12 protein-coding genes and 3 rRNA genes are annotated in these 17,753 nt (G+C 66.4%); 1 reads left to right on the top strand and 14 read right to left on the bottom strand.

What is annotated here, in order from left to right; all coding sequences use genetic code 11:
- Positions 1-4 precede the first annotated feature (4 nt).
- From ACZ5J1_RS06805 to ACZ5J1_RS06775, 7 genes are read right to left on the bottom strand one after another with little or no spacing between them, the layout of a single operon-like run.
- Positions 5-865 (bottom strand): copper transporter, encoded by an 861-nt coding sequence (locus tag ACZ5J1_RS06805; protein ID WP_464563738.1) that lies wholly within the window; start codon positions 863-865, stop codon positions 5-7.
- Positions 862-2,004, bottom strand: a complete 1,143-nt coding sequence (gene steA / locus ACZ5J1_RS06800; protein ID WP_464563736.1) for a putative cytokinetic ring protein SteA — start codon at positions 2,002-2,004, stop codon at positions 862-864. The genes ACZ5J1_RS06805 and steA overlap by 4 nt, the downstream gene beginning before the upstream one ends.
- 55 nt (positions 2,005-2,059) lie before the next feature.
- A complete protein-coding gene (recN, locus tag ACZ5J1_RS06795) occupies positions 2,060-3,796 on the bottom strand; it encodes a DNA repair protein RecN (RefSeq protein WP_464563734.1) in 1,737 nt (578 codons plus the stop codon).
- Positions 3,789-4,736: an NAD kinase gene (locus tag ACZ5J1_RS06790; protein ID WP_464563733.1), complete on the bottom strand. Its 948-nt coding sequence runs from the start codon at positions 4,734-4,736 to the stop codon at positions 3,789-3,791. The genes recN and ACZ5J1_RS06790 overlap by 8 nt, the downstream gene beginning before the upstream one ends.
- Positions 4,733-5,581 carry a TlyA family RNA methyltransferase gene (locus ACZ5J1_RS06785; RefSeq protein WP_464563731.1) on the bottom strand — a complete coding sequence of 283 codons (849 nt, stop codon included), beginning with the start codon at positions 5,579-5,581 and terminating at the stop codon, positions 4,733-4,735. The genes ACZ5J1_RS06790 and ACZ5J1_RS06785 overlap by 4 nt, the downstream gene beginning before the upstream one ends.
- Before the next feature lie 3 nt (positions 5,582-5,584).
- Positions 5,585-5,776 carry a hypothetical protein gene (locus ACZ5J1_RS06780; protein WP_464563729.1) on the bottom strand — a complete coding sequence of 64 codons (192 nt, stop codon included), beginning with the start codon at positions 5,774-5,776 and terminating at the stop codon, positions 5,585-5,587.
- Between the two features lie 9 nt (positions 5,777-5,785).
- Positions 5,786-6,778: an HAD-IIA family hydrolase gene (locus ACZ5J1_RS06775; protein WP_464563727.1), complete on the bottom strand. Its 993-nt coding sequence runs from the start codon at positions 6,776-6,778 to the stop codon at positions 5,786-5,788.
- 23 nt (positions 6,779-6,801) lie between these two features.
- Between ACZ5J1_RS06775 and ACZ5J1_RS06770 the strand changes: the two genes are divergently transcribed.
- Complete coding sequence (locus tag ACZ5J1_RS06770; protein WP_464563725.1) at positions 6,802-7,899, top strand: DUF1015 family protein; 1,098 nt, start codon at positions 6,802-6,804, stop codon at positions 7,897-7,899.
- 100 nt (positions 7,900-7,999) lie between these two features.
- Here the strand turns inward: ACZ5J1_RS06770 and rrf are convergent.
- The 7 genes from rrf to ACZ5J1_RS06735 form a co-directional block, all read right to left on the bottom strand.
- Positions 8,000-8,116 (bottom strand): 5S ribosomal RNA (gene rrf / locus ACZ5J1_RS06765).
- 138 nt (positions 8,117-8,254) lie between these two features.
- A 23S ribosomal RNA gene (locus ACZ5J1_RS06760) occupies positions 8,255-11,371 on the bottom strand.
- 447 nt (positions 11,372-11,818) lie between these two features.
- Positions 11,819-13,339 (bottom strand): 16S ribosomal RNA (locus ACZ5J1_RS06755).
- Together the 16S, 23S and 5S rRNA genes form the textbook arrangement of a ribosomal RNA operon.
- A gap of 370 nt (positions 13,340-13,709) precedes the next feature.
- Positions 13,710-14,306, bottom strand: a complete 597-nt coding sequence (locus ACZ5J1_RS06750; RefSeq protein WP_464563723.1) for a DNA-3-methyladenine glycosylase — start codon at positions 14,304-14,306, stop codon at positions 13,710-13,712.
- Complete coding sequence (gene argH / locus ACZ5J1_RS06745) at positions 14,290-15,747, bottom strand: argininosuccinate lyase (protein ID WP_464563721.1); 1,458 nt, start codon at positions 15,745-15,747, stop codon at positions 14,290-14,292. The genes ACZ5J1_RS06750 and argH overlap by 17 nt, the downstream gene beginning before the upstream one ends.
- The gene (gene argG / locus ACZ5J1_RS06740) at positions 15,747-17,186 is read right to left on the bottom strand and encodes an argininosuccinate synthase (RefSeq protein WP_464563719.1); all 1,440 of its coding nucleotides are present in this window, start codon (positions 17,184-17,186) and stop codon (positions 15,747-15,749) included. Before argG ends, argH begins: the two co-directional genes overlap by 1 nt.
- Positions 17,183-17,752, bottom strand: coding sequence for an arginine repressor (locus ACZ5J1_RS06735; protein WP_464564732.1), 570 nt, complete (start codon positions 17,750-17,752; stop codon positions 17,183-17,185). Before ACZ5J1_RS06735 ends, argG begins: the two co-directional genes overlap by 4 nt.
- Position 17,753: the final 1 nt, after the last annotated feature.

The following is a 17,753-nucleotide window of genomic DNA, read 5'->3' as shown; positions in this document are numbered from 1 at the left end:
GATCCTATCGCAGGACGACCGATCCGTCAGAACCGGACGCGCCGTAGGAGCCACCGGGCTTGGCGATCTGGAGCGCCAGCAGGTTGACCGCGCTCACCTGTCCGCCCGCGGTCTCGGCGCCGTCGTACGTGCCGAGGACCAGGGCGGCGTCGCGGACCGAGGCGATGTCGCCGTCGTTGGTCACGCCGGCGAGGACGAGGCCCTTGGTCTGGGTCTGCATCCCGGCGAGGAGTCCGGTGATGATGGCGTCGTCGAGATCGTCGCCGGCCACGACCAGGAGCAGGGACGCCGGGCCCCCGGTGATCGGCCCACTGACGAAGGACCCGGTGGCGAGCGCGTCGCGGATCGTCTCCACGGCGGCGGTCGGCGGTGTCGTGGTCCCGTTGCTGCCGACCGCCGCGCCGAGCAACGCACCCATCCGCGGATAGGTGGTCAGGGCGGGATCGACGACGCCGGGGACCTGGGTGGTCAGCTGCGTGCCGAGCGAGTCGACCAGCTGCTTGCTGGCGGGGTCGGTCAGCTCGTCGGTGACCTGCACGGTGCTGGCGACCGCTCCCCCGGCGGCGACGATGTTGGCGTCGACGGCGGCTCGGATCGTCTCCGGGGCTCCCGGCAGGGTGATGATCGAGACCTGCTGGCCGGTCAGCGCCCCGGCGAGCTGCTCCGGTGCCAGGCCGGCGATGAAGGCGCTGTCGAGCGGATCGGAACCGCTGGCCCCCTCCGGATCGGGAGCGCCCGAGCCGTCCGCCGTGGTCGGCTCCGACCCGAAGCGGTCGTCGATCCGGTCGCCGAGAGGTCCAGCGCCCAGAGCGACGCCGAGGGCCAGGACGAGCAGGAGGGCGACGAGCCCGAAGAGCTTCCTCATCCGACCCACTCTGCCAGCGTGTCCCACCAGGCCTGGCCGGCCGGGGTCGAGGAGACGGCGACGACGAGCGCCGCGACACCCACCAGGAGCGCGGATCCGATCTGCCACGGGCGCACCCGCCCGGTGTGCAGACGGGCCACCGCCTCCGCGTCGACGTAGGCGGCGCCAGCGACGAGGCGGGCGAGGAACGTGCCGGCGAGTCCGGGGCGCTGCTGGTCGAGCAGGTCGCTCAACGAGGTCGGCAGCCCAGCACCGACGATCAGCCGGGCTCCGCCGTGGTGGGCGATCAGGAGTCCGACCTCGTCACCGCCCAGGTGGGCGCTGACGAGCCCGGCCCGTACCCCGGTGCGGCTGATCTGCTCGACGAGCTCGGCGGCCCCCGACTCCTCGCTGACCGCGAGGACGTCACGCGCCTGGGTGAGGATCTTGGTGGCCGGGATCCGGTCGGGCTGGGTCAGCACGAGGATGTCGGCGCGGATCCGGTGCGCGCGGAGGCGATCGGCGGCCGAGTCGATGGCGATGACCACCGGCTTCTCCTGGGCGACGAAGGAGCGCAGGTGATCGATGTCGGCCGGGTTGGCGTGACCGACCACGAGGACGGGTCGGTCGGTGAGGACGCAGTTCAGCGCCGGCAGGCCGAGTCCCTCGAGGAGGAGGTCCCGGTCGCGCTGGACCAGGTGGGTGCTGTTGTAGGTGAGGGTCTCGAGCTGGGCCGCGAGGCCCTGACGGGCCGCCTCCATCTCCTCGAGGATCTCCTCGCGCGCGACCTGCCGCCCCGAGACCACGACCTGGTTGGGCAGGTAGATCCGGCCGTCATGGATCCGGATCGACTCGGGGTTGTCGGCGAGGCGGGCGTAGGCGGACATCCCGATCTCCTCGACCATCGGGATGTTCGCGTCGGCGAGCACGAGTGGCCCGAGGTTCGCGTAGCGGCCCGAGATCATCGGCCGAGCGTTCACCACCGCTCCCACGCCGGTGCGGACCAGCGCCTCGGCGGTCGCGCGGTCGAGGTCGCGGTGGTCGAGGACCGCGATGTCGCCGGGATTGAGCCGCGGGAGCAGGGCATGGGTGGGCCGCCCGACCCGCGCCGGGCCGGAGATCCCGGGCAGCGCTGGGGTGGTGCGGGGGGCGATCCTCATGACCGTGCCATCGTCCCATCGTGACCGGAGCGATCCGGGCAGCGGGTGCGGCGTGTCAGCGGTCCGCGCGGGCCGCTTCGAGCAGGTCCCGAGCGTGGGCGAGGCCCGATTCGGAGTCGGCCATACCGGCCAGCATCCGCGACAGCTCCCGCTCCCGCCCGGCCTCGTCCAGGACGGTGAGTCCGGAGCTGGTGACGGTCCCGTCGTGGGACTTCTGCACGACCACGTGCCGATCGGCGAAGGCTGCGACCTGGGGCAGGTGGGTGACCACGAGCACCTGGGCGACGTCAGCGAGCTTGGCCAGGCGTCGTCCGACCTCGACGGCGGCGGCTCCACCCACCCCGGCGTCCACCTCGTCGAACACGAACGTCGGGACCGGACTGGTGATGGCCAGCACGACCTCGAGGGCGAGCATCACGCGGGAGAGCTCTCCGCCCGACGCACCCTTGTGCAACGGTCGGGGCTCGCTGCCGGTGTTGGCCGCGAGCAGGAACTCGACCTCGTCCACACCTCCGGAGCCGAACCGCAGGTGCCGACCGGCGATCTCCAGCGGCACCTTCGGCGAGTCGGGGGCCGCCTCGGTCTGGGTGACCGCGATGCTCACCCGCGCGTGCGGCATCGCCAGGTGGGCCAGCTCCGCGGTGACCTCGACCGCCAGTCGCTCGGCCGCCTGGCCCCGCAGGCCCGACAGGACGGAGGCTTCCCCGGCGAGCCGGTGCCGCAGGTCGAGGCGCTGCTGCCGCAGCTCGTCGAGCCGTTGGTCGGTGCCGTCGAGGTCGAGGAGTCGCTCGCCGGCCGTGGTGGCCCAGGCCAGGACGTCGTCGACGGTCTCGCCGTACTTCCGGGTCAGCGCCGTCAGCGCGGCGCGCCGCTCCGAGACCGCGGCCAGCCGGGCCGGGTCGGTCTCGATCCGGGAGGCGTAGGAGGCGACGTCGGCGGCGAGGTCGGCGAGCAGGTAGGTGAGCTCCCCGAGCCGGTCGGCCAGCTGCGCGGCCTCCGGGTCGTGGGAACGGACGCTCTCCAACGCGCCGCGCGCCGAGCTGACGAGTCCGAGGACGTCGGTGGCTCCGTCCTCGCTGGACAGCGCGTCACGGGTGGTTTCCGCGGCGGTGCGCAGCGAGTCGGAGAAGCCCAACCGCTCCTCGTCCGCCGCCAGCTCCGCATCCTCCCCCGCCACCGGGCTCACGGCGTCGATCTCGGCGACCCCGAACCGGAGGAGGTCGGCCTCGCGGGCGCGCTCGCGGACGGCGGAGCTGACCTCGGCCAGCTCCTGCTCCACCGCGACCAGGGCACCGTACGTCGCCGCGTAGGCGTCGCGGGCAGCCAGCAGCGGCCCCCCGCCGAACCGGTCGAGTGCCTCGCGCTGGGCTCGGGCCTGCAGGAGGCGGTGCTGGTCGGACTGACCGTGGATCGCGACCAGCGGCGAGGCGACGGTGCCGAGCGTGGTGAGCGGGACCGAGGCTCCGCCGACGAAAGCGCGCGAGCGTCCTTCAGCGGCGACGGTCCGGGCCAGGAGGAGACGGTCGTCCTCGATCTCGCCGCCGGCTTCGGCCACGGCAGCGCCGAGGGCCGGGAGGGCGGAGGTGACGACGGTGCCTTCGACCCGGGCGGCGCGAGCGCCGGTCCTGACCGAGCCGGCGTCGCCGCGGCCGCCGAGCAGCAGCCCGAGCGCGGTCACGATCATCGTCTTGCCCGCGCCGGTCTCACCGGTGACGACCGTGAGTCCGGGCCCGAGCTCGAGGGTCGAGGCGTCGATCACCCCGAGCGAGCTGATCCGGATCTCCTCAAGCATCGGCACCTCCACGGCGCTCGGTCGTGCCGCGCCAGCCGTCGACGGGCAGGTCGAACTTGGCCACCAGGCGGTCGGTGAACGGGGCCTCGTGCAGCCGGACCAGCCGGATCGGGTGCTCGCCGCGGGTGACTTCGATCCGGGCCCCCGGGGCGAGATCGATCGCACGGCGGCCGTCGCACCACAGGATCCCGGCACCGTTGGTGCCGCGGATGACCTCGACGGCCAGCGTCGAGGTCGGTGACACCACGATCGGTCGGGCGAACAGCGCGTGCGCGCTGATCGGCACCATCAGCAGTGCCTCGACGTCGGGCCAGACGATCGGGCCTCCCGCGGAGAAGTTGTAGGCCGTCGAGCCGGTCGGCGTGGCACACACGACGCCGTCGCAGCCGAACCGGGACAACGGGCGGTCGTCGACCTCGATGACCAGCTCGAGCATCCGCTCCCGGGATGCCTTCTCGACGCTCGCGTCGTTGACCGCAAAGGTACGGAAGGTCTCGACCCCGTCGGTCAGGACCCGGACGTCGAGGGTCAACCGGTCCTCGATCGCGTACCGGCGCCCGACGATGGCGTCGAGCACCGAGTCGACGGCGTCGGCCTCGGCCTCGGCGAGGAAGCCGACGTGTCCGAGGTTGACGCCGAGCACGGGGATGCCGCTGCCGTGGGTGACCTCGGCGGCGCGCAGGATGGATCCGTCACCACCGACGACGAGCGCCAGCTCGCACCCGTCGGCGGTCTCTCCGAGCTCGAACCCGGGAGTCAGCGCCGTGGTGTCGACGCCGAGCTCCGCTGCCTCGTCCGCCGACATCCGGACGACGACGCCGTGGGCCCCGAGGGCCTTCACGAACGCGGCGGCGATCTCGCGTGCCTCCGGACGCCCGGTGTGGGTCAGCATCAGGACCCTGCGGACGTCAGTGCCGGTCCCGCTCATCGACGCGGTCATGGATCCACCTTCTCATTGGCGTCGGACAGATCTGCCAGACCGACCTTCCGGAACACGGCGTCGGTGATCTCCTCGTCGGTGACCTCGCTGGGACCTCGCCGGAGCCAGAGGAAGAACTCGACGTTCCCGGACGGTCCCGGCAACGGACTGGTCGTGACCGCGCGGGTGCCCCACCCGCGGGTGCCCGCCGCGTGGGCGATCCCGAGGACGGCTTCGGCCCGCAGTGCCGAGTCGCGCACCACCCCGCCCTTGCCGACCCGATCCTTCCCGACCTCGAACTGGGGCTTGACCATCAGCGCGAGGTCACCGTCGGGCCGGACCACGCCGAGGAGGGCGTCGAGCACGAGCTCGAGGGAGATGAACGAGAGGTCACCGACGATCAGGTCGACCTGGCCGCCGAGGAGCTCGGGCGTGATCTCGCGGATGTTGGTGCGGTCGTGCACGACGACGCGTGGGTCCGACTGGAGCTTCCAGGCCAGCTGCCCGTAGCCGACATCGACCGCGAGGACCTCGGCTGCGCCCCGTTCGAGCAGGACGTCGGTGAACCCGCCGGTGGAGGCACCGGCGTCCAGGCACCGTTTCCCGGTGACCGCGAGCCCCAGCGGCCCGAACGCGTCCAACGCCCCGACGAGCTTGTGCGCGCCGCGGGAGACGTAGTCCGGGCTCAGCGGATCGTCCTTGACGACGATGGCGACATCGGTGGTGACCCCGGTCGCCGGCTTGGTCGCGAGCGCTCCGGCGACGGTGACCCGGCCGGCGGCGATCAGCTCGGAGGCGTGCTCGCGGGAGCGAGCCAACGTCCGTCGAACCAGCTCCGCATCCAGACGAAGGCGGCGAGGAGGCATCGCTCAGACCGACTCGTCCGCCGGGTCGCCGACCGGTTCGGTGGGTGCGTCGAGGGCGCGGCGGAGCTGCTCCTGGGCGCGCTCGAAGACGGCGACCTGGTCGGCGAGGGGCAGCGAGGCGGCAGCATCGACCGACTCGAGAATGGAGTCGACCAACGGCACACCGGTCCGCTCGGCCATCGGTTCCTCGCTCATGGGAGAAGGTTACCGAGGCGGGACGAGTCCGGAGGTGTCCGCCACGGTGCCGGTCGTGTCGAGCCAGTCCCAGGCGACGGCAGCGACGGTGCGCCACCAGTCCGAGGGCGACCCGCCGCCCGTGATCCGAAGACCACCGTCGGTCCCGATCTCGGCCTGCCACCCGCCGGCGCCGGCCTCCGGGTCAGCGTCCGGATGCGCTTCGAGCAGGCCGGCCAGGTCGACGGAGAGGTACGTCGGCCGTTCGTCGGGTCGCGCGGCGACGAGCTCGGAGAGCCCCGTGACCCCGGTCATCACGAGCAGGGTGTCCACGCCCGCGTTGGTGCCGCCGAGGATGTCGGTGTCCAGCCGGTCCCCCACCATCAGCGGCCGTGCGCCACCCGTGCGTCGGACCGTCTCGTCGATCAACGGTCGGTCGGGCTTGCCCGCCACGACAGGGGTGACGTCACTGAACCGGTGCAGGAGGTCGACCAGGACGCCGTTGCCCGGGGCGGTGCCGTACGGCGTCGGGATGGACATGTCCGTGTTGGTCGCGACCCACCACAGACCCTCGCGGATCCGGACGGCCGCGCGCATGATGTCGCGCCAGCGAACCTCGGGACCGTAGCCGTCCACGATCGCCTCGGCGTCCGGATCGTCGACGTCGACCACGACCAGCCCGACCTCGGCCAGCGCCTCGAAGAGGCCCTCAGCCCCCAACGCCGCGACCCGAGCCCCGGGGCCGAGACGGTCCACGAGGACCCGGGCCGCAGCCTGGGACGACGTGACCACGTCCGTGGCCTGAGCCTCGATCCCGAGATCGGTGAGGTGTGCGGCCACGACACGGGCGGGCCGAGCCGCGTTGTTGGTGATGAACGCGAGGTGCGCGCCCGACGTCCGGACCCGCGCCAGATGGGCGGGCGCGCCGGGGACCGCCTCACCCCCGACGTAGACGACACCGTCGAGGTCGAGCATCACGAGGTCGTGCAGGTCGATCAACGGCGCGGTCCCGGTCGACTTCATGGCCGCCACCCTACGATGGCCGGATGGACGCGCAGTCAGTGGTTCCGCCTGCGCTCGCGACCAGTCTGCGACTCCGTCCGTTCACGGCCCGCTCGATGGCGCCGTCCGCGGTGGGCGACCCGGCATCGAACCGCTTCTTCGCCCGCCCACGACTCGGCGTCGTCGGACGCCTCGACGGACGGCGCGGACGGTTCGTCGCCGATTCACAGCCGGCCCTCTACCTGCACGAGTACGTCGACCACGGTCGACGCATCCGAGGCCTGGTCGGCCTCCTCCCGATCACCGACCGCGCCCACGATCCCGGTGCTGCGACCGTCCTGCCGCACGAGGCGGTGCACCCGCGCCAGGTCGACGAGCTCGCGGACCGGATGCAGGCGGTCGGACTGCAGCCGGCACCGATCCTCATCGCGGTCCAGGACGTCGCCGGGCTCCCGGCCTTCCTCGCCGACGTGGCAGCAGAGCCCGCGGCCCGCCAGTTCGCCGACCACGCCGGCCAACGCCACCGGATCTGGGCGATCCGCGACGAGGCGTCCATCGCGGTGGCCGGAGACCTGCTGCAGACGGCACGCGGAGTGATCGCCGACGGCCACCACCGCTACGCCGCGTCGCACCGGCTCCAGGTCCGCACCCCGGGCGGCAGCTACGACGACGCGTTCGTGATGCTGGTCGACCAGGACGACACTCCGTTCATCATCGAACCCATCCACCGGATCCTGCCCCGGGTGCGACTCGACGACATCCGTGCCGCTGCTCGGGCGATCGGTGCGTCCTTCGAGTTCCGCCCTTCGTTCACCCGCCCACGGGAGTTCGAGACCGTCGTCACCGACGGCGAGCAGTGGGCGGTCCTGAGGGAGCAGACCGGACGCACGGCCGTCGAGTGGCTGCACGATCGCGTCCTTCCGGCGCTCCCGCGCGGACCGTGGGACATCCTCTTCGCCCGCACCACGACCGAGGCACTGCACGAACGTCAACGCCGCGGTGGAGTGGCGCTCCTGTTGCCGGCCCCGGAGTTCGTCGACGTCCAGCGGATCGCCTTCCAGGGACGGACCATGCCGGAGAAGGCGACCTCGTTCCAGCCCAAGCCGAGCCTGGGGCCCTTGATGCGCAGCATCCGGGACTGAACGAGACGGGGCCCTGAAATGAGGGCCCGAAATGGCGTGAAAAAGGGTCCTGAAATGGCAGCAGGCCCACCCCGGTACGGGGTGGGCCTGCGCAATGATTGTCCGGCGGTGTCCTACTCTCCCACAACCTCGCGGTTGCAGTACCATCGGCGCTGAAAGGCTTAACTTCCGGGTTCGGGATGGGACCGGGTGTTTCCCTTTCGCTATGACCGCCGTAACTCTTGCCCCAACATCGTCGATATCGACGTGTCGGGAAGTCACAGTTGTTTAGCTGTTTAGTGGACGCGGGCAACTACGCAATTTCAACTCCCTTGTGTGGGGGTCTTTGGCGTTTGTTGGTTTTGTTGAGTGCTTGTGTGACAAGCCCTCGGCCTATTAGTACCGGTCGGCTGGGCATTACTGCTGTACACCTCCGGCCTATCAACCCCATGGTCTGTGGGGGGCCTTAACCCATAACGGGTGGGAAACCTCATCTTGAGACGTGCTTCCCGCTTAGATGCGTTCAGCGGTTATCACTTCCGAACGTAGCCAACCAGCCATGCACCTGGCGGTACAACTGGCACACCAGAGGTTCGTCCATCCCGGTCCTCTCGTACTAGGGACAGCCTCTCTCAAGTTTCCTACGCGCGCGGCGGATAGGGACCGAACTGTCTCACGACGTTCTAAACCCAGCTCGCGTGCCGCTTTAATGGGCGAACAGCCCAACCCTTGGGACCTACTCCAGCCCCAGGATGCGACGAGCCGACATCGAGGTGCCAAACCATCCCGTCGATATGGACTCTTGGGGAAGATCAGCCTGTTATCCCCGGGGTACCTTTTATCCGTTGAGCGACGTCGCTTCCACTTGCCGACGCCGGATCACTAGTTCCGACTTTCGTCCCTGCTCGACATGTCTGTCTCACAGTCAAGCTCCCTTGTGCACTTACACTCAACACCTGATTGCCAACCAGGCTGAGGGAACCTTTGAGCGCCTCCGTTACATTTTAGGAGGCAACCGCCCCAGTTAAACTACCCATCAGGCACTGTCCCTGAACCGGATCACGGTCCGAGGTTAGATATCTAATTCGATCAGAGTGGTATTTCAACGTTGACTCCACACATGCTGGCGCATGCACTTCACAGTCTCCCACCTATCCTACACAAACCGAACCAAACACCAATACCAAACTATAGTAAAGGTCCCGGGGTCTTTCCGTCCTGCCGCGCGTAACGAGCATCTTTACTCGTAGTGCAATTTCGCCGAGTCCACGGTTGAGACAGCGCCCAAGTCGTTACTCCATTCGTGCAGGTCGGAACTTACCCGACAAGGAATTTCGCTACCTTAGGATGGTTATAGTTACCACCGCCGTTTACTGGGGCTTAAATTCTGAGCTTCGATATTGCTATCTAACCCGTCCTCTTAACCTTCCAGCACCGGGCAGGAGTCAGTCCGTATACATCGTCTTACGACTTAGCACGGACCTGTGTTTTTAGTAAACAGTCGCTTGGGCCTGGTCTCTGCGGCCCTTCACGCTTCCCCAGCAAGTGGGTTCACGATCCGGGCCCCCCTTCTCCCGAAGTTACGGGGGCATTTTGCCGAGTTCCTTAACCATGGTTCACTCGATCGCCTCGGTATTCTCTACCTGATCACCTGAGTCGGTTTGGGGTACGGGCGGCGCATAGCTCGCTAGAGGTTTTTCTCGACAGCATAGGATCATCGACTTCCCCATACGGGTCCCCATCAGATCTCAAGCTCGTGATCAAACACAGTGTTGCGGATTTGCCTACAACACGCCCTACATCCTTAGCCACGGACTACCATCGCCGTGGATCGACTACCTTCCTGCGTCACCCCATCGCTTGCCTACTACCAGCTCGGGTCATGCGCTACGCACACACGCCGCTCCCGAAGGATTGGTCGCGGTGTTTCGGGCACTTAGCATCACTGGGGTCAGCATGGGCGCTATTTTGCCGGTACGGGAATATCAACCCGTTGTCCATCGACTACGCCTGTCGGCCTCGCCTTAGGTCCCGACTTACCCAGGGCAGATTAGCTTGACCCTGGAACCCTTGATCAATCGGCGGATATGTTTCTCACATATCATTCGCTACTCATGCCTGCATTCTCACTCGTGTGGCATCCACGGCTGGATCACTCCGCCGCTTCACTCGCCACACGACGCTCCCCTACCCATCCACACAACTGGACCAACCTCAAGGGCGGCCTGTCTTATGTGAATGCCATAGCTTCGGTGGATAACTTGAGCCCCGCTACATTGTCGGCGCGGAATCACTTGACCAGTGAGCTATTACGCACTCTTTCAAGGGTGGCTGCTTCCAAGCCAACCTCCTGGTTGTCACTGCGACTCCACATCCTTTTCCACTTAGTTATCGCTTAGGGACCTTAGCTGATGATCTGGGCTGTTTCCCTCTCGACAATGGAGCTTATCCCCCACTGTCTCACTGCTGCGCTCTCACTTACCGGCATTCGGAGTTTGGCTAACGTCAGTAACCTGGTAGGGCCCATCGGCTATCCAGTGCTCTACCTCCGGCAAGAAACACGCAACGCTGCACCTAAATGCATTTCGGGGAGAACCAGCTATCACGGAGTTTGATTGGCCTTTCACCCCTATCCACAGGTCATCCCCTCCATTTTCAACTGAAGTGGGTTCGGTCCTCCACGACGTCTTACCGTCGCTTCAACCTGCCCATGGATAGATCACTCCGCTTCGGGTCTAGAGCGTGCGACTAAAACACCCTATTCGGATTCGCTTTCGCTACGGCTACCCCACACGGGTTAACCTCGCCACACACCGCTAACTCGCAGGCTCATTCTTCAAAAGGCACGCTATCACCCAACCAAACGGCAGGCTCTAACGGATTGTAGGCACACGGTTTCAGGTACTATTTCACTCCCCGCCAGGGGTACTTTTCACCTTTCCCTCACGGTACTGGTCCGCTATCGGTCATCAAGGAGTATTTAGGCTTAACAGGTGGTCCTGCCAGATTCACACGCCATTCCAGGAGTAGCGTGTTACTTGGGAACACTCTCAACAGACTCGAACTTACGACTACGGGACTATCACCCACTACGGTGCAGCTTTCCAACTGCCTCGCCCTCGATCGAGTTTTCTTACTGTTTCGCAGACCGGCAGATCTACACGAAAGGTCCCACGACCCCGCACACGCAACCCCTGCCGGGTATCACACGTATACGGTTTAGCCTCATCCGATTTCGCTCGCCACTACTCTCGGAATCACTCTTGTTTTCTCTTCCTGTGGGTACTGAGATGTTTCACTTCCCCACGTTCCCTCCACACGCCCTATATATTCAGGCGCGGGTACCACGACATGACTCGTGGTGGGTTCCCCCATTCGGACACCCCCGGATCAACGCTTCGTTGCCAACTCCCCAGGGCTTATCGCAGGCTCGTACGTCCTTCATCGGCTCTTGATGCCAAGGCATCCACCATGTGCCCTTCATAGCTTGTCGCACAAACACTCAACAAAAACAACAACCACCACCCACTCAGTGAGCAGCGCATGCTTCTCGTTGAATGCTGATTAGATCAACAAAACTCAACTACAAAAGACCAGACAAGACACTTAACTGTGATCTCATCTATTTCAAAATTGCTTACAAGATGCTCGCGTCCACTATCCAACAACCAAACAACACACCCACACCAACCATCAACCAGCAATACCGGCATCCGCGTCGATCGGGCAGCTGAGTCACACGCTTGCGGCGTGATTCCTCAGAACCCCAACAGTGTGCTTGGAAAACACGCGGCCCTATACCCATGAACTCTTTCCACTCCAGCAAGCTGGCTGTACTAAAGACAAGAGATACGGCCGCGGCCGTTCGTCGACGATTCCACTAGTGAACACCACGATTCCACCCGAACATTCGCCGGGTGCGAGTGTGTGTGCTCCTTAGAAAGGAGGTGATCCAGCCGCACCTTCCGGTACGGCTACCTTGTTACGACTTCGTCCCAATCGCCAACCCCACCTTCGACGGCTCCCTCCCACAAGGGGTTAGGCCACCGGCTTCGGGTGTTGCCGACTTTCGTGACGTGACGGGCGGTGTGTACAAGGCCCGGGAACGTATTCACCGCAGCGTTGCTGATCTGCGATTACTAGCGACTCCGACTTCATGGGGTCGAGTTGCAGACCCCAATCCGAACTGAGACCGGCTTTTTCCGATTCGCTCCCCCTCACGGGATCGCAACGGTTTGTACCGGCCATTGTAGCATGCGTGAAGCCCTGGACATAAGGGGCATGATGACTTGACGTCATCCCCACCTTCCTCCGAGTTGACCCCGGCAGTCTCCCATGAGTCCCCGGCATTATCCGCTGGCAACATAGGACGAGGGTTGCGCTCGTTGCGGGACTTAACCCAACATCTCACGACACGAGCTGACGACAGCCATGCACCACCTGTATACGAGTATCAAAGAGACCCACATCTCTGCAGGCTTCCCGTATATGTCAAACCCAGGTAAGGTTCTTCGCGTTGCATCGAATTAATCCGCATGCTCCGCCGCTTGTGCGGGCCCCCGTCAATTCCTTTGAGTTTTAGCCTTGCGGCCGTACTCCCCAGGCGGGGCGCTTAATGCGTTAGCTGCGGCACGGAACACGTGGAATGTGTCCCACACCTAGCGCCCAACGTTTACGGTGTGGACTACCAGGGTATCTAATCCTGTTCGCTCCCCACACTTTCGCTCCTCAGCGTCAGGTAATTCCCAGAGAACCGCCTTCGCCACCGGTGTTCCTCCTGATATCTGCGCATTTCACCGCTACACCAGGAATTCCGTTCTCCCCTGAATACCTCAAGTCTGCCCGTATCGAAAGCAAGCCCAGAGTTAAGCCCTGGGTTTTCACTCCCGACGCAACAAACCGCCTACGAGCCCTTTACGCCCAATAATTCCGGACAACGCTCGGACCCTACGTATTACCGCGGCTGCTGGCACGTAGTTGGCCGGTCCTTCTTCTGTGCATACCGTCACTTGCGCTTCGTCTGCACTGAAAGAGGTTTACAACCCGAAGGCCGTCATCCCTCACGCGGCGTTGCTGGATCAGGCTTCCGCCCATTGTCCAATATTCCCCACTGCTGCCTCCCGTAGGAGTCTGGGCCGTGTCTCAGTCCCAGTGTGGCCGGTCACCCTCTCAGGCCGGCTACCCGTCGAAGCCTTGGTGAGCCATTACCTCACCAACAAGCTGATAGGCCGCGAGCACATCCTGTACCGAAAAAACTTTCCAAACCCAACCATGCGATCAGATTTCATATCCGGTATTAATCTCAGTTTCCCAAGGCTATCCCAGAGTACAGGGCAGATTACTCACGTGTTACTCACCCGTTCGCCGCTCGAGTACCCCCGAAAGGGCCTTTCCGCTCGACTTGCATGTGTTAAGCACGCCGCCAGCGTTCGTCCTGAGCCAGGATCAAACTCTCCGTAGAAAACTACAAAAAATTATCTTCCCGACAGGAGATCACTGACTAACACCACCACCAAAAGGTAGCGGCGCCAATTGTCAGAATCATTGTCAAAGAAATCCATCAACCAAAGGCCGTTAGCCTCGGTCGACGGGTTACAAACTAATTCGTCGACTATCCAAACACACTGTTGAGTTCTCAAGAATCACACGCGCTCCGTGCCTGCCCTCTCGGACCGGCTGCGGGACAACCTGCAAAACATTACCTTCTCGTCCTTGCCCGGTCAACTTGACGCTGATCGGAGCCAGTCGGATCCGGTGTCACCGCGCACTGCTCCTGGGACCTGGTGGGGTTTCCCCCGGTCTGGGAGCCGCTCTCGGCGACAGGTGAAACATTACATGGAGGTATCCGGAGCAACAAATCTGGGTGCTGGGCGGTACGTGGAGACGGTCGGATCCCCCGTGATCCAGAAGCGCCACGGGCGTTCCGGCGCTCCACGGAGGCCCACACGTGGGCCGGTCGAGACGGTGTCGAAGGCCGGCCCCGGCACGAACCGGACCGGCCCGGTCTCCAGGCTCGCGCCGTCCTGGGCGCGGTCGAGTGCCAGCGCGCGGGTGAGGCGAGCTGGACCGCGGGCGAGGTCGCGGTCCTTCGAGCCCGGTCGCCGTGCGCGCGCCAGCTCGATCCCGTCGACGACCTCGCCGGCCCGGACCAGGCAGGCCGCCGGCTCGCCCTCGGGGCCGCAGACGATGTTGACGCAGAAGTGCATGCCGTAGGTGAAGTAGACGTAGAGATGCCCGGGTGCCCCGAACATCACCTGGTTGCGTGGGGTGCGACCCCGGAAGGCGTGCGAGCCAGGGTCGTCGGCACCGCCGTACGCCTCGACCTCGGTGAGGCGGACGGTGACCCCCGCATGCGCGAACAGGCCGCCCAGCAGAAGCGGGGCGACCTGTTCGGGTCGAGCTTGGAGAAGCTCAGCGAGTGCGCTCACGAGGAGCCAGCTCGTCGCGGTAGGTCGCCACCCGGGTGCGCAGCTCGGCGAGCTGTTCGGCCACGCGCGCGGGCGCCGTACCCCCGCGACCGTCACGCGAGGTGACGGAACCGGTGGCGGTGAGGACGAGCCGGACCTCGGGGGTGAGCGCCGGCGAGATGGCGGCGAACTCCTCGTCGGTGAGCCCGTCGAGCTCGGTGCCCTTCGCCTCGGCGGCGCGGACGCAGGCACCGGCGACCTCGTGGGCGATCCGGAACGGCGTGCCCTCCCGGACCAGCCACTCGGCGATGTCGGTCGCCAGGGAGAAGCCCTGCGGGGCGAGCTCGGCCATCCGATCCGTGTTGTAGATCAGGGTCGCGACCTGCCCGGTGAACGCCGGCAGCAGGACCTCGAGGGTGTCGATCGAGTCGAAGACCGGCTCCTTGTCCTCCTGGAGGTCGCGGTTGTAGGCCAGCGGCAACGCCTTGAGGGTGGCGAGCAGACCGGCGAGGTTGCCGATCAGACGCCCGGCCTTGCCGCGGGCCAGCTCCGAGATGTCGGGGTTCTTCTTCTGCGGCATGATCGACGATCCGGTCGACCAGGAGTCGTGCAGGGTGACGAAGTCGAACTCCTTGGTCGCCCACAGGATGATCTCCTCCGCGATCCGGGAGATGTCGACCCCGACCTGCGCCGCGACGAAGGCGAACTCCGCCACGAAGTCACGCGACGCCGTGCCGTCGATCGAGTTCGCCGACGACCCGGTGAAGCCCAGCTCGGACGCGACCAGCTCGGGGTCCAGGCCGAGGCTCTGCCCGGCCAACGCGCCCGACCCGTACGGCGAGTCGGACTGCACCCGACGGCGCCAGTCCCCCAGCCGGTCCACGTCGCGCAGCAGCGACCAGGCGTGGGCGAGGAGGTGGTGCGAGAGCAGCACCGGCTGCGCGTGTTGGAGGTGCGTCCGCCCCGGCATGATCGCCGGGCCGTTCGGGCCCTCGAGGTGCGTGCCGGCCTGACCGGCGAGCGCCTCGACCAGGTCGAGGACCAGCCCACCGACCACCCGGCTGTGGTCGAGCAGGTAGCAGCGGAACAGCGTGGCGATCTGGTCGTTGCGGGAACGTCCGGCACGCAGCTTGCCGCCGACGTCCGGGCCGACCTCCTCGATCAGGAGCCGTTCCAGCGCACCGTGCACGTCCTCGTCGGAGGCCGACGGACGCAGCGCTCCGGTGGTGAAGCGGTCGGCGAGCACGTCGAGCCCGCGGTGGAGCTCGAGCTCCTCGTCGGCGGTCAGCAGACCGGCCGCGCCCAGGGCCTTCGCGTGGGCGTGGGATCCGGCGAGGTCGTAGAGCGCGAGCCGCCAGTCGAAGTGGGTCGACCGGGACAACGCTTCGAGCTCGGGCGAGGGACCGCCGGCGAACCGGCCGCCCCACAGCTTGCCTTCGTTGGTGCCCTGCAGCTCGGTCATCAGTCGCTGCCCAGCTCCATGGCCGCCTCGTCGAGGCCGGGGTCGACCGCCTCGGCGGACTCGCTGGCCTCGTCGTTGCGGGTGATCTGCTCGTAGCCGCCGGCCGGGAGCTCACCGAACAGGGTCCCGTTCTCGACCAGGACGGTGCCCTGGTCCAGCGGCTGACCGGCGTAGATCTCGAGCTTCGCGCGCGAGTCGGCGATGTCGAGGTTGCGCATCGTCAGCTGGCCGATCCGGTCGGTCGGACCGAAGGCGGCGTTCTCGACGCGCTCCATCGAGAGCTTCTCCGGGTGGTAGGAGAAGTGCGAGCCCTCCGTCTTGACGATCGTGTAGTCGTCGCCACGGCGCAGCCGCAGCGTGACGGTGCCCGTGACCAGCGAGGCGATCCAGCGCTGGATCGACTCACGCACCATCAGCGCCTGCGGGTCGAGCCACCGGCCCTCGTAGAGCAGGCGACCGAGCTTGCGGCCCTCGTTGTGGTAGTTCGCGAGGGTGTCCTCGTTGTGCACCGCGTTGATCAGGCGCTCGTACGCCGCGAAGAGGAGCGCCATGCCGGGCGCCTCGTAGATGCCGCGGGACTTGGCCTCGATGATCCGGTTCTCGATCTGGTCCGACATGCCGAGACCGTGACGGCCACCGATGATGTTGGCCTCGAGCACCAGGGCGACCGGGTCGTCGTACCGCTTGCCGTTGATCGCGACCGGACGACCGGCCTCGAACGTGATCGCGACGTCCTCGGTGGCGATCGAGACGGACGGGTCCCAGAACTTCACGCCCATGATCGGGTCGACGGTCTCGAGCGAGACGTCGAGGTGCTCGAGGGTCTTGGCCTCGTGGGTGGCGCCCCAGATGTTGGCGTCGGTGGAGTACGCCTTCTCGGTGGAGTCGCGGTAGGGCAGGTTGTGGGCGACGAGCCACTCGCTCATCTCGTGCCGGCCGCCGAGCTCGGTGACGAAGTCCGCGTCGAGCCACGGCTTGTAGATCCGGAGCTCCGGGTTGGCCATCAGGCCGTAGCGGTAGAACCGCTCGATGTCGTTGCCCTTGTAGGTCGAGCCGTCGCCCCAGATGTTGACGTCGTCGGCCTGCATCGCACGGACCAGCATCGTGCCGGTGACGGCGCGACCCAGCGGGGTGGTGTTGAAGTACACCTTCGCCCCGGAACGGATGTGGAAGGCGCCGCAGGCGAGGGCGGCCAGACCCTCCTCGACCAGCTGGGGCTTGATGTCGACCGCGCGCGCGATCTCGGCGCCGTACGCCTTGGCCCGGGACGGGACGCCGGAGATGTCCGGCTCGTCGGCCTGGCCGATGTCGGCGGTGTAGGTGCACGGGATGGCGCCCTTGTCACGCATCCACGCCACGGCGACGGAGGTGTCGAGGCCTCCGGAGAAGGCGATGCCGACGCGCTCGCCGACGGGAAGGGAGGTGAGGACCTTGCTCACGAGTGCTGCTCCTGGCTGTGGATGGTGGTGTCGTTGCTGGTGGTGTCGGTACTGCTCGGTTCGGTGGTGCTGTGCTGGTCGGCGAGGGCGAGGAACCGGCGGGCCAGCTCGTCACCTCCGACGGGATCGCGGCTGATCACGAGCACTGTGTCATCGCCCGCGATCGTGCCGAGGACCGGGGCCAACTCTGCCTTGTCGACGGAGCTGGCCAGGAACTGGGCGGCGCCCGGCGGGGTGCGGAGGACGACCAGGTTGGCGCTCGCGTCGGCGGAGAGGAGCAGCTCGTTGCAGAGCCGCGCCAACCGGGCCTGCGAGGTGGCCGACTCCCCCGGCGCGACCGGCCGGCGGTCGCCGCCCTCGGCGGGGACGGCGTAGACCAGCGAACCGTCGTGAGCGCGGACCTTCATCGCCTCGAGCTCGACGAGGTCGCGCGACAGGGTGGCCTGGGTGACCTGGACGCCGCGGGCGGCGAGCAGGTCGGCGAGCTCGGACTGGGACCGGATCTCGTGGCCGGCGACCAGGTCGAGGATCAGCTGGTGGCGCGCCCCCTTCGTGGCCGGCCGCATC

This window comes from Nocardioides sp. JCM 18999, from assembly GCF_055391175.1.
The sequence above is the reverse complement of the archived record's forward strand: the minus strand, read 5'-3'. Positions and strand labels throughout refer to the sequence as shown.

Coding starts and splice junctions, on each gene's coding strand:
- steA (WP_464563736.1), bottom strand. CDS start 2,004: ATGAGGATCGCCCCCCGCACCACCCCAGCGCTGCCCGGGATCTCCGGC.
- argH (WP_464563721.1), bottom strand. CDS start 15,747: ATGACCGAGCTGCAGGGCACCAACGAAGGCAAGCTGTGGGGCGGCCGG.
- ACZ5J1_RS06735 (WP_464564732.1), bottom strand. CDS start 17,752: ATGCGGCCGGCCACGAAGGGGGCGCGCCACCAGCTGATCCTCGACCTG.
- ACZ5J1_RS06770 (WP_464563725.1), top strand. CDS start 6,802: ATGGACGCGCAGTCAGTGGTTCCGCCTGCGCTCGCGACCAGTCTGCGA.
- ACZ5J1_RS06785 (WP_464563731.1), bottom strand. CDS start 5,581: ATGCCTCCTCGCCGCCTTCGTCTGGATGCGGAGCTGGTTCGACGGACG.
- ACZ5J1_RS06790 (WP_464563733.1), bottom strand. CDS start 4,736: ATGACCGCGTCGATGAGCGGGACCGGCACTGACGTCCGCAGGGTCCTG.
- ACZ5J1_RS06805 (WP_464563738.1), bottom strand. CDS start 865: ATGAGGAAGCTCTTCGGGCTCGTCGCCCTCCTGCTCGTCCTGGCCCTC.
- ACZ5J1_RS06780 (WP_464563729.1), bottom strand. CDS start 5,776: ATGAGCGAGGAACCGATGGCCGAGCGGACCGGTGTGCCGTTGGTCGAC.
- recN (WP_464563734.1), bottom strand. CDS start 3,796: ATGCTTGAGGAGATCCGGATCAGCTCGCTCGGGGTGATCGACGCCTCG.
- ACZ5J1_RS06775 (WP_464563727.1), bottom strand. CDS start 6,778: ATGAAGTCGACCGGGACCGCGCCGTTGATCGACCTGCACGACCTCGTG.